Raw genomic sequence first — 11,268 nt, forward strand, 5'->3', positions numbered from 1 at the left:
CGCTCCCGGCGCCACCGCCGCCGGTGGGCGGGGTCGCGGGCACCGGGACCGCGTTCGGCGACGCCGGGATCGACTCTTCGGCCACGGTGTACTCCCCGGCCAGTTCGGTCATGACGACGATCGCCTTGCCGTGCGCCGACCCGGCCGCGTTGGCCGCGGACTGCTGGGCCTCGACGTTCGCGATCGCCTGCTGGCGCTGCTGCGCGGCGGCCTGCATCACCGCGGGGGACGCGTCCGGCGGCAGCAGCGGCGGGTTCACCGCGAGCGCGACGTCGGCGGGGGAGACGTCCGGCACCGAAACCGGCGGCGGCATCTCCTTCTTGGCCTTCACCAGCGCGTCGGCCGCGTCGCCCAGCATCACGTTCATCGACTCGGCGGTCTGCGCCACCTTGGAGATGCCGTTCGCCAGGTCGATGATCATGTGCTGGTACTGGTCGGCCGCGCCACCGGTCCACTGGTCCTTGAACTCGGTCAGCTCCGAGTTGAGGTTGTGGGCCTGCTCGTGCAGGTGCAGCGCGGCGGACTTCCACTTGTCGGCGGCGTGGCGCGCGCTGTTCGGGTCGCCGGCCTGGAGCATCGCGTACAGCTGCTGGTGGCTGTACGCGGCGAAGTTCGTGTGCGCGGTGTTCTTCGTCATCCCTTGCGGCTCCCGTCCGAGTCACCGAGGCCCAGCAGCCCGAGCACCGGGTCGAGCAGGTTGGTGACGGCACCCGAGTGGTGCAGGTCCCCGGCCACGGCCTGGTCGGCGTGCTCGTAGCCGTCGGCGACCGTGGTGGTCACGTCCTGCGCGAAGCCGATCGCGCTGCGGACCTGGTCGAGCAGGCCCTGCATCTCCGAGACGGCGGCGCGGTGCGCGTCGGCCAGCGACCCGGCTTCGCCGAACTCGCCGAACAACAGCGGCTCAGCGCCGAGGGTGAGCAGGAAGTCGTTCGGTTTCGACATCGCGTGGATCTGGGTTTCCAGCTCCCGCACGAAGTCCTTCAGCGATTCCAGGTGGACGTAGTACGACTGGTCTGGCATCGGTCCCGGCTCTCTGGGCGCGACTGGGCGGACATGGGGAAAGCCGGTCGGCCGGTGCGAGCGGGGGGTTTCCCGCACCGGCCGACCGACGTCTGGGCGCGGATCAGCCCGCGAACAGCCCCTGGTTGCGGTTCTCCAGCGACTGCTGGAGGTCGTGGGCCTCGCCGACCTTGCCGCCGAACTGCGCGATGATGGCGACGATGTCCGCGGTGGCCTGGCGCAGCCGGGTCTCCGACTGGCGGGCCGCGTCACCGGCGGAGCTGCCGGAGGCGTACCAGGTCGCGGTGATCGGCTGCAGGTTCTGGTGCAGCTGCTCCAGCTGCGAGGTGAGCGCCTTGGCCTTGGCGGCCAGGGATGCCGAGCTGTGCTGCAGCGCGGCGAAATTGATTTCGACGACGTCGGCCATGGTGGGCGTCCTCTCGGGTCAGGGGTTGAGGCGGGGGATCACGCCCGAGCCCTCGAGGGAGTTGCCGACCCCCTGGAAGCTCTGGTGGACGTCGGCGTCGCCGCGGCCGTAGTTCTGGTGGCTGGTGTGGACGAGCTGCGACATGGTGTCGAGCTCCTTCACGGCCACGGTCATCTTCTCCTGGAGACGGCGCTGCAGGTCCCAGAACGCCACGGCCTGGTCACCCTTGTAGTTGCGCAGCGCCTCGGTCAGCTCGGACTCCAAGCTGGCCATCGTGGACTTGGCGTTCGTCGCGGTTTCCTCGAAACCCTGGACGGCGCGCGTCATGGCAGCGGAATCTGCCTGGAATCCCGGACTGGACATCGACGGGCCACCTCCTTCCTGAAGCGAATTCCCCTGGCGCGGTGGTCCGCGCGGTGTGAAAGTCACGCTAGAAAAGAGGCCAGTGCGGTCAAACGGCACAACTGCCGGTCGTAGTGACGGCACTATTACCCACAGGGGATCGGTAGGGGCTGCCCCACCCCGGGCCGGGGGCGTGCTCCAGTGCCCGGCGGCCGGCCCGGCGCCAGGCTGTATGCCATGGCAGACAAGGGAAATCCGCTGGTCACGCTCCGGTCGTGGCACCGCCCGCTGGTGGTGCTCGCCGGGGTGATGGGGGTGCTGTGCGCGGCGTCGCTGCTCGGCCTGTTCTTCGATGATCGCACGCTGGTCAATGCGCCGGTCTGGCTCAAGCCGTTCAAGTTCTCGGTCTCGGTCGGGCTGTACGCGCTGACGCTGGCCTGGCTGCTGACCCACGTGCGCCGCGGCCGGCGCGCGGGCTGGTGGTTCGGCACGGTGTTCGCCGCCGGAATCGGCCTGGACGTCGGGCTGATCGTGGTGCAGATGATCTTCCGCGGCACCACGTTGCACTTCAACAAGGCGACCCCGGCCGACGTGATGATCAACAACGTCGTCGCGGGTGGGGCCTACGCGGCGTGGCTGATGACCGCCGCCGTGGTCGTGCTGCTGCTGTTCCAGCGCCTGCCGGACCGGGCGCTGACGTCGGCGTTGCGCTGGGGGACCGGGTTGGCGCTGGCCGGGATGGGCGTCGCGATGCTGATGTTCTCGCCTTCGCCGGCACAGCGGGCCGTGCTCGACGCGGGTGGCAAGCCTTCGACGTTCGGCGCCCATTCCGTCGGCGTCGAGGACGGCGGGCCCGGGCTGCCGGTGCTCGGCTGGAGCACCGCGGGCGGGGACATGCGTATCCCGCACTTCGTCGGCATCCACGGCTTGCAGGTGCTGCCGCTGGTCGCGTTCGGGCTGCTCCTGCTGGCCCGCCGGTACCCGGTGCTGTCCGCCGACGCCGTCCGGCGGCGGGTCGTCCGGATCGCCGGCGCGGGCTACGCGGGCCTGCTGGCCCTGCTCACCTGGCAGGCCCAGCGCGGGCAGTCGATCGTCCACCCGGACTTCTGGACCCTCGCCGCGGCCTTCGCGCTGGCGCTGGCGGTCGCGGGGGCGGCGGCGGTGGCCGTGCGGCCTTCTGCCGAAATTCTGAGATCCGCCCGGTAGACCGGGACCCCCGGGCGAAAGGCGGTCGAGATGGTCCACCCGCAGGCTCTGCTGGACGAGCTGGAGCGCGCTCCGGACGTTCCCGCGTTCGAACACGGTTCCCGCGTCACGTCGCGCGGCGAGCTGCGGGAGCTGATCGGCCGGTTCACCGCGGGCCTGCGGGCGGCCGGGCTCGGTGCCGGCGACGGCGTCGGCCTCGCCACCGCCGTCACCCCCGAGGGGTTCGCCGCGCTGATCGCGGTGCACGTGCTCGGCGGCCGCGCGGTCGCCGTCCGGGCCGGGCTGCCGGAGGCGCAGCTGCGGCACGTCCTCGCCGACGTCTCGGCGCTGGTCGTGGACGGCTCGGTGGAGGTGGTGGACACCGGTGTGCCGGTGCTGCGGATCGGGTCCGCGTTGCTGGGGAAGTACGAGGAGCCGCTGCCGGGCGCGCGGCTCGAGGACATCGCGACGGTGGTGTTCACCAGCGGCAGCACCGGCGTCCCGAAGGGCGTGGCCTACAGCTACCGCGCCCTGACCGACGGCCGCGTCTGGCGGCCGCCGCTGCCCGGCACGGCCCACGAGCGGCTGGGCGCGAAGTTCGGGCGGTACCTGCTGTTCGGCTCCCTGGCCAGCGCGGTGATGGTCGAGCAGCTGGGGGTTTCCCTGATGTCCGGCGGCACCGCGGTGATCCCGGAGGGGCTGCCGGACTTCCCCGGCGTGCTCCCGCGCCTGGGGATCACCGCGGCCTTGACGACTGTGCCTCGGCTGCACCGGATCCTGGACGACCTGCGCGACGCGCCTGTTGACCTGAGCGCGTTGCGGGCGCTGATCGTCGCGGGATCCCCGGTACCGCAACACAAACTGGCCGAGGCAGCCGAGCGGATCGGGCCCGCGATGCACCACGCCTACGGGCAGACCGAGACCGGGATGCTGACGATCTGCCGGGCCAACGAGGGGATCGGCTCGGTCGGAAAGCCTTGTGACACGGTGCAAATCGACGTCCGCGACGAGATCTGGGTGCGCACCCCGTCGGCGTTTTCGGGCTATTGGCGCGATCCCGAGACGACGGCGTCGGTGCTGCGCGACGGCTGGGTGCGGACGCAGGACCTCGGGCACCTGGATTCGGCGGGGTACCTGCACCTGTCGGGCCGGGCCCGCGACGTGGTGATCGTGAACGCGATCATCCACTACACCGGCCCGATCGAGCGCGCGATCGCGGCACACCCGGACGTCGACCAGGCGTACGTGGTGGCGGTCCCGGACCCGCGGACGGGCGAAGCGGCGCACGCGTTCGTGGTCCCGGTGCCGGGCCGTGAGCCGGACCTGGCGGAGGTGCGCAAGGCGGTGGCGGCCGAGCTGGGGGAGGCGGCGGTTCCGGCGCGGTTCAGCTTCGTGGGCGCGGTTCCCGTTGCGCCGTCGGGGAAACCGGACAAGGCGGCGCTGTGACGGTCCGTTGTGGACTGACGGTCACTGGCCGGCGCGGAGGTCCGTGATCACCTTCGCGACCCGCCGCTGCCGGGTTTCCGCGGTCTTCGCCTGGCCGATCGGCAGTACGAACCGCTGTTTCGCGCTGTAGGAAAGGCTTTCGAACCGCTCTCGCGCGGTGTCGTCCGCGGCCAGCGCCTCGGCGAGGTCCGGCGGGATCTCCAGCTCGCGCGGGGCGGTGTCGAGGGCGATCTCGACCCTGACGGTGTCCCCGGCGGCGACCCCGGCCTTCTCCCGGTTCTCCGCGCTGAGCGGCACGAGGAACCGCCCGCCCCGGCTCGCGACCGTCGTGCGGTAGGTGTGGCCGCCCAGCGTGACGGTGACCGCGGGTTTCCTGCCTGCCCCCAGCGCCTCGACGACGTCGTCGGGCACCGGCAGGCCGGTCGCGGTCTTGCCGCCGAGCAGCACCTGCGTCTCGAACTCCATGGCCGCGAGTATGCCCCGGGCCGGCCTCCCGGGCGGAGAGGCCGGCCCGGGCGCGGGTCAGACGCCGGCGGTCTGCTGGATCCAGCTGCGGCTCGACGCGACGCTCGCGTAGTTCTGCGTGCCCTGCGGGTTCGAACCGGAGTTGTTGCCCGTGGAGCACACACCGACCTGGACGCCGTTGGAGAGCTGCGGGCCGCCCGAGTCGCCGTGCCACGCCGAGCCGTCGATGCCCTGGCTGGCGATGGCCTTGCCACCGAAGGCGTCCGTGCTCGTGCCGGTCACGCGCACGTTCGCGGTCTTGAGGGTGCTCGAGGGCGGGCTGGTGCCCTGCGTGCGGCCCCAGCCGTAGATCTGGTTGGTGGCCCCGGTCGGCGGGTTGCCGGTGCCGAGCTTCATGTACGTGGTGTTCACGGCGGTCGTCAGGTGCAGCAGCGCGATGTCCCCGTTCGGCGACGCCTTCTGCTGGTCGACGTTGGCGTTCGTGCCCTGCTGGAGCGTCACGTTGCCGACCTTGACGTGCATGCCCGGCGAGTTCAGGCAGTGCCGCGCGGTGAGCACCCACTGCGGGGCGATGATCGTCCCCGAGCACTCGAACCCGCCGTAGGTGGTGACGTCGTTCCAGTAGATCTGGGCGCCCCACGGCGCGGAGGAGACGGTGCTCCCGCCGATGATGTCCTGCTGGGCGTCCGCAACCCCCGCTGAGCCCAAGCCCAGCACCGCGGCGGCACCCACCACGGCAACAGCCCTCGACATTCGCATGAAAATGCCCTTCGGCCAGGTGATCCGGATGTCGGCCCCGGAATACGGGCGACGAGCACAAAGTAAGTTCCGTGGGACATTTTTGGGTACCTACCGAAGTCGGTAACTTGCCGACGGTGACGGGGAGTCAGCTGCAGCGCGTGGCGTGGCGCGGGTCGTAGTCGTAGCGCAGCGCCGTGCGGCCGCCGGCGTGGAGGAGGTTCTGCCGGAACCGGTCGAAGGTGAGCGGCGCGCGGACCGAGTCGAGCACGTCCCGGTTGGGCGGGCACGCGAAGATGCCGCGGATGGCGTCGATGCTGGGCACGGTGAAGTCGCCGTTCACGGTCAGCTCGACCGGGGTTTCCCCGGTCAGCTCGGCGACTTCCCACGGTGTGCCCGCGTACTTGTTGTGGCCGATGCGGCGGCCGGGGTAGGGGGTGGTGTGCGCGGCCACGGGGTTGGCCAGGCCGATCGGGTCGTGCACCCACATGTCGAGCGGCAGCAGCATGCCGGGGCCGCCGATGTTGAAGAAGGTGGCGACGGTGTGGCCGTTGGTCGTCGGGTAGCGATGCCACTCGCCCTGCTTGTTCTGGACGAGGACGGCGGGTGCCTGCCCGGTGGCGAGCATCGCGTTGATCGGGTCGGTGAGCGCGGTGAATTCGTCGAAGTCCTCGGCCAGGATCGGGTGCTCGTGGCGGCTCGCGGCGACGTAGGCGGCTCGTTCGTCGGCGATGCCCAGCGTCTCGTCTTCGGCCGCGGGCAAGGTGGTGTAGCTCGTGCGAAGCCACCCGGCGGCGACGATCGTCCAGATGCCGAGGGCGAGAAGCGGAACGACGGTGACCCGGCTGAGCCGGACGACCAGCACCGGCAGCAGGAGGCTGACGAGCGCGGGCAGCAACATCCGCGCGTGCATGAAGTCGCCGCCGACCCGCACGACGTAGAGGGCCAGGGCGAGCCCGCCGAACAGCGGAACGGCCACGACGACCGCCATCCGCCGCTCGATCCGGGTCCGCCGCAGACCCAGGCCGGCGAGGAGCAGGCACAAGGTGAGCGGGATCCACAGGTAGTAGGGGGCGGCGAAGTCGGTCAGGTAGGCCCAGCCGCGGCCCCACAGGGCGCCCGACGCCTCCTTGACCAGTGCGGTGTTCGGGGTGAGCAGGCCGTAGTAGCCCATGCGGAACACCTGGTAGGCCACGGGCAGCGCGGCCGCGGCGGCGCCCCACAGCAGGCCCTGGCGCCAGCCACGCCATTCGAGCACCAGCAACCCGGCACCGGCTGCCACGCTGAACAGCGCGAGGTCCGGCCGGACGAGCACACCGAGGCCGATGACGACCGCGGTGCCCCAGACCGGACCGGCCGGCGTGCGCCGCGCGTGCCGGACGAGCAGCCACCACGTCGTCCCCAGCCACAGGGTGATCAGGCCGGTCTCGAGACCGGAGGTGGCGAAGTCCCGGAACGGCGGCAAGGCGATGAGCACGAGGACGCCGGCCGGAGCCACGAGTGCGGAACCGACGAGCCGCCGGGTGCCGTCGAGAGCCAGCAGCAGGCCGCCGGTCGAGCACAGCAGGCCCAGGACCACCGCGAGCCATTCGAGCCGCAGCCCGGGGATCCAGCCGAAGGCCACCAGCAGGTAGGTCCAGAGCGTGCTGGTGTTCGACTCGACCCGCTCGCCGGCGTTGAACACCGGTCCGTTGCCGGCCAGGATCTGGCGAACCGTCCGTAGGACGATCAGCCCGTCGTCGCTCATCCAGCGCCGGTTCCAGGCGAGCACCGCGAACACGGCGATCGTGAGCCCGAGCACGAGCCAGTTGCCGAGCCGCACGCGCCTCGATGCCGGGTGCTCGACGAGCGGGGCGGTTGCTCCGTCGGCGACGACCGTGCTCATCCGGGACAGGCTCCTCGTACCAAGGGGTGATGTCGACGCGCGCCGGAGGCGGGGACCAGCGGGCGGCACGGGCCGCGGGTGATCACCTGTCGATCCTCGGAGCCTAGCAACAGCGGGCGGGCCCACCGGGCCCGCCCGCCGTCACTCAGAGGATCGCGATGGCCCGGGGGACCGGGACTTCGGTGTTGAAGGCGAAGTTGCCGTGCCAGGCGGTGCCTGCGTCGAACTTCGCGCCGGTCGACAAGGCGACGTAGACGTCACCGGCGGTGCCCCGGGTGAAGGTGATGGCGTCATCCTTGCCGTCGCCGTTGAAATCGCCGGTACCCGGCATTTCGTCGTTCGCCGCGAAGTACTCGTGCCACTTGATGCTGTTGCCGACGAACTTCGTGCCGTCGGACAGCGCGACGAACACGTCGCCGGCGGTGCCCCGGGTGAAGGTGGCGATGTCGTCCTTGCCGTCGCCGTTGAAGTCCCCGATGGCGGGGATTTCGCTGTTGAAGGCGAAGTTGTCGTGCCACTTCACGCCGTTGCCGACGAACTTGGTGCCGTCGGAGAGCGCGACGTAGACGTCACCACCGGTGCCGCGGGTGAAGACGGCGACGTCGTCCTTGCCATCGCCGTTGAAGTCGCCGACGTAGGGCTGTTCGGCGCCGAAACCGAAGTCGCCGTGCCAGATCGAGCTGGCGCCGAACTTGGTGCCGTCGGACAGCGCGACGTAGACGTCACCGCTCGTGCCGAGGGTGAAGGTGGCGATGTCGTCCTTGCCGTCGCCGTTGAAGTCCCCGACCGCGGGGGTTTCACTGTTGGCCGCGAAGAAGTCGTCCCACAGCACACCGTTGCCGTCGAACTTCGTCCCGTCGGAAAGCGCGACGTAGACGTCGGCGGTGCTGCCGCGGCTGAACGTGGCCACGTCCGCTTTGCCGTCACCGTTGAAATCGCCGGACAGCGGAATCTCGGTACCGACCGAGAACCGGTCGTGCCACAACGCACTGGTGCCGTTGAACTTCGTCCCGTCGGAGGCGGCCACGAAGACGTCGCCGGCGGAGCCGCGGGTGAAGGTGGCGACGTCGGCCTTGCCGTCACCGGTGAAGTCGCTCAGCGACCGCGGTCCGGTGGTGGCGGTGAACTGCGGGCTGGCGGCGCCGCCCGACGCGACGACGAGGTACGACCACGTCTTGCGCGAGGTTGCGGAGTGCAGGAACGTGGCGGCCTTCGTGGTGCCGATCAGCTGCGTCGCACTGTTGGTCGCCGGACCCGCCGAGTTGGCGTAGATGGAGTAGGTCGCGTCGTCGGAGGCGGCCAGCGGGGTCCAGGAGAGCGTGACACCGTGGCCGACGGCCTTCGCGGTGCCGGTGATCGCCTGGCTCCGGATCCAGCTGCCGAGGTCGTCGACGCGAGCGGCGGTGGTGCCTTGCCGCGTCTCGGTCTCGGCGAGGCAGCCGTGCTGCCAGGACGAGCTCACGACGGCCGCCACGGTCCCGTTCTGGCGGAAGACCGGCGCGCCGGCGTCGCCCTTGCAGGCGTCCGCGCCGTTGGCCCCGGTCAGCGACAGGGTCGTCGCGGTACTGGCCGGCGCGGTGAACGTCGCGACGTGTGCCTGGTTCGGGACCCATGTATCCGAGGTGCGTCCCCACCCGCTGACGGAGAGGATCTCACCCGTGCCGGGTGCACCTGCGGTCGTCGGCAGGGGAAGTGGAGTGACATCGGTGATCGTGGTGTCGATGCGAGCCAGGGCGACGTCACGGTCGGACCGGACGATCAAGCCGGTCACCTTCGCTACGTGGCCACCGGTACCGGACAAATCGGGCCGACCGACGGTGACGGTGGTCTGCTTCGTCGGCACCCCGCCCTGGGGGTTCTCCGGGAAGCAGCTCGCGGCCGTGAGTACGAGCGTGGGCTCAACGAGCGCCCCGCTGCACGCGCGACCATCCATGGCGACCTTCGCGGCGAAGCCGGGTGCGCTCGTGGGACTACCGGTTCCGGGGTCCGAGCCGGGCAGGATCCCCGTGACGACCAATTGCAGCAAAGTCGTCGGCTGACCGGTGGGGTCCGCGCCGACCCCGACCGGCGTGCTCCCGCTGGGCTTGACCGTGACCGAGGTGTGCTGGCCGGTGTCGGTGGTGAGGTCCGCGGTCACCTGGTGCCCCGTCCCCGCGACCTGGCCGTCTCCGCGAATTTCGAAGACCGCGGGCACTTTCAGGGACAGCTGTGCCGTAGGTGCCAGAGCCTTGAAGCAGAGGGTCTTGTTCAGCGTCGTCACGGGGTCGTCGGTCGTTCGGACTCGGATCAGGCCGAGGTTTCCGTCGGGCGGAGTCGAACAATCCACGAAAATCAGGTGTCCGTCTCCTGATATCAGCGTGACTCCGTAATCAGCCAGAATGTCGGCCGCGCCGGGGTAGGCGAAGTCTTCCACCGGCGCGGTCTGCTGATCTGTTGCCGTGACGGCGGCCGTGGCCGGAGTCGCGGTGCCGAGAAACGTCGTAACCGCAAGGGCGGCAACGATACTCGGCAGAGCTTTCGAGCTCGTTCTCATCGAAGTCCGATCTGTCCGTTACGTGCGTCTTACCGCAGTGTGCACCGCGAGGCCTATCGGATGAAGCGGCGACTTATTTACCGAAATCTGAAGTGATCTAGACCATATTTTCTACGGGTTAACGCGTGGCTAACGTGAACGGGGTTGCTTCTTTTCGGCAGCTTTGTCGGGGATCTGCGTGCGCCATTCGGCCGTACGAGCTTTGGTTCATGCGAGGGGGACTGGGTGATGTTCGCGCGCCGGGAAACGGGCCGGACGGCCGTCAGGCTGCTCCTGTTGGTCGTCGCGTTGCTCGCGGGGGCCTTGACCGCGCCGGCAGCGCTGGCCGATACGGAACAACCGTCGGAAACCTCGGCTCCGCCGTTGACCGACCGGGACCGGGTCGTGCAGCTTTGGCAGCTGGGTGGCCCTACGGTCAAGGCCGACGCGGCGACGGCTCTGATCGGTACCGACGCCGACATCGCCGCCTTTCTGACCGTCAAGCTGCCGCAGGACCGCAAAGCAGATGACCGGATCAGCGTGAACCGGATGCTGGCCTCGGGTGGCCCGACCATCAAGAGCGCCGCGCAGCGGGCACTCGACGCGACTGACGACACGGCGATCGCCACGTTCCTGTCGGCGGGGTGGCAACAACCGTCGAGCCTGGATCGGCGGATCCGGGTCGACCAGATGCTCGCCGTCGGCGGTCCCCAGCTGCAGAAGGCCGCGCAGGTGGCATTGGACGCAGACTCCGACGAGGCGCTGGAGACCTTCCTCGATACTGGTTGGAAGGGGCCCTACGCGCTCGACCAGCGGATCCGGGTGGACCAAGCCCTCGCCGTTGGCGGTCCCGAGACCCGTGCGGCCGCGCAGCGAGCTCTCGATGCCGACACCGTCGAGGCGTACGTCCAGTTCCTCAACCACGATCGCGAGATCGCCGAGGCGCGTGACCTGGAGACGTCGACCATCGCGCAGCTCGCTGGCGCGGCGAAAGACGCCGGCGAGGAAGCGGCGAGGGAGACGCAAGCGTCCAAGGACGCGTCTGCTCGAGCGGTGACCGAGGCGCAGCTGGCCAAGCAGGCGGCCGAAGCGGCGGCGACTGCGAGCGCGAACGCGCACGACGACGCGAACGCTGCCTCCGCGGCTGCGGTTCAGGCCGCCGATGCCGCAGACAAAGCCGCCTCGGCCGCGAGGGAAGCAGTCGGCGCGGCGAACGCCGCGAGCGTCGCCGCTCGTGTCGCGTCCGGTGCCGCCACCCGCGCGGCGACC

11 protein-coding genes are annotated in these 11,268 nt (G+C 70.3%); 3 read left to right on the top strand and 8 right to left on the bottom strand.

Translation table 11 applies throughout. The annotated features are described in order from the left end of the window. The 4 genes from G3I65_RS51010 to G3I65_RS51025 all read right to left on the bottom strand — a co-directional run. A partial coding sequence (locus G3I65_RS51010) for a WXG100 family type VII secretion target (protein WP_239071957.1) occupies positions 1-637 on the bottom strand: 637 nt, incomplete at its 3' end. Beyond that, positions 634-1,020, bottom strand: coding sequence for a hypothetical protein (locus tag G3I65_RS51015; protein ID WP_125306878.1), 387 nt, complete (start codon positions 1,018-1,020; stop codon positions 634-636). The genes G3I65_RS51010 and G3I65_RS51015, both read right to left, overlap by 4 nt. A gap of 103 nt (positions 1,021-1,123) precedes the next feature. After that, a complete protein-coding gene (locus G3I65_RS51020) occupies positions 1,124-1,426 on the bottom strand; it encodes a hypothetical protein (protein WP_020644701.1) in 303 nt (100 codons plus the stop codon). An 18-nt stretch (positions 1,427-1,444) separates the two neighbouring features. Then, positions 1,445-1,789: a WXG100 family type VII secretion target gene (locus tag G3I65_RS51025; protein ID WP_086856673.1), complete on the bottom strand. Its 345-nt coding sequence runs from the start codon at positions 1,787-1,789 to the stop codon at positions 1,445-1,447. A 216-nt stretch (positions 1,790-2,005) separates the two neighbouring features. Between G3I65_RS51025 and G3I65_RS51030 the strand changes: the two genes are divergently transcribed. Next, a complete protein-coding gene (locus G3I65_RS51030) occupies positions 2,006-2,974 on the top strand; it encodes a hypothetical protein (protein ID WP_160703140.1) in 969 nt (322 codons plus the stop codon). Positions 2,975-3,004: 30 nt separating this feature from the next. Then, on the top strand, positions 3,005-4,399 hold the full coding sequence (locus G3I65_RS51035) for a class I adenylate-forming enzyme family protein (RefSeq protein WP_160703142.1): 1,395 nt from the start codon (positions 3,005-3,007) through the stop codon (positions 4,397-4,399). Between the two features lie 21 nt (positions 4,400-4,420). Here the strand turns inward: G3I65_RS51035 and G3I65_RS51040 are convergent, their stop codons facing one another. From G3I65_RS51040 to G3I65_RS51055, 4 genes are all read right to left on the bottom strand, one after another. After that, positions 4,421-4,864 (bottom strand): YdeI/OmpD-associated family protein, encoded by a 444-nt coding sequence (locus G3I65_RS51040; RefSeq protein ID WP_160703144.1) that lies wholly within the window; start codon positions 4,862-4,864, stop codon positions 4,421-4,423. Positions 4,865-4,921: 57 nt separating this feature from the next. Next, entirely contained in the window at positions 4,922-5,617 is a 696-nt protein-coding gene (locus tag G3I65_RS51045) for a trypsin-like serine protease (protein WP_166641628.1), read from the bottom strand. Between the two features lie 133 nt (positions 5,618-5,750). Next, positions 5,751-7,487, bottom strand: coding sequence for an arabinofuranosyltransferase (locus G3I65_RS51050; RefSeq protein WP_239071958.1), 1,737 nt, complete (start codon positions 7,485-7,487; stop codon positions 5,751-5,753). A gap of 145 nt (positions 7,488-7,632) precedes the next feature. Further along, the gene (locus tag G3I65_RS51055; RefSeq protein ID WP_309236078.1) at positions 7,633-9,747 is read right to left on the bottom strand and encodes an FG-GAP-like repeat-containing protein; all 2,115 of its coding nucleotides are present in this window, start codon (positions 9,745-9,747) and stop codon (positions 7,633-7,635) included. Positions 9,748-10,164: 417 nt separating this feature from the next. Between G3I65_RS51055 and G3I65_RS51060 the strand changes: the two genes are divergently transcribed. Beyond that, positions 10,165-11,268, top strand: a 1,104-nt coding sequence (locus G3I65_RS51060; RefSeq protein WP_203612735.1) for an ALF repeat-containing protein, incomplete at its 3' end; no start/stop codon positions are given.

Origin of the sequence: Amycolatopsis sp. SID8362 (genome assembly GCF_010550475.1) — a bacterium.
Lineage (GTDB): Bacteria > Actinomycetota > Actinomycetes > Mycobacteriales > Pseudonocardiaceae > Amycolatopsis > Amycolatopsis eburnea.

What these genes read in the sequence shown, in the direction of transcription:
- G3I65_RS51015 (WP_125306878.1), bottom strand. Translation starts at nt 1,020, where the DNA reads ATGCCAGACCAGTCGTACTACGTCCACCTGGAATCGCTGAAGGACTTC.
- G3I65_RS51020 (WP_020644701.1), bottom strand. Translation starts at nt 1,426, where the DNA reads ATGGCCGACGTCGTCGAAATCAATTTCGCCGCGCTGCAGCACAGCTCG.
- G3I65_RS51025 (WP_086856673.1), bottom strand. Translation starts at nt 1,789, where the DNA reads ATGTCCAGTCCGGGATTCCAGGCAGATTCCGCTGCCATGACGCGCGCC.
- G3I65_RS51030 (WP_160703140.1), top strand. Translation starts at nt 2,006, where the DNA reads ATGGCAGACAAGGGAAATCCGCTGGTCACGCTCCGGTCGTGGCACCGC.
- G3I65_RS51035 (WP_160703142.1), top strand. Translation starts at nt 3,005, where the DNA reads ATGGTCCACCCGCAGGCTCTGCTGGACGAGCTGGAGCGCGCTCCGGAC.
- G3I65_RS51040 (WP_160703144.1), bottom strand. Translation starts at nt 4,864, where the DNA reads ATGGAGTTCGAGACGCAGGTGCTGCTCGGCGGCAAGACCGCGACCGGC.
- G3I65_RS51045 (WP_166641628.1), bottom strand. Translation starts at nt 5,617, where the DNA reads ATGTCGAGGGCTGTTGCCGTGGTGGGTGCCGCCGCGGTGCTGGGCTTG.
- G3I65_RS51050 (WP_239071958.1), bottom strand. Translation starts at nt 7,487, where the DNA reads ATGAGCACGGTCGTCGCCGACGGAGCAACCGCCCCGCTCGTCGAGCAC.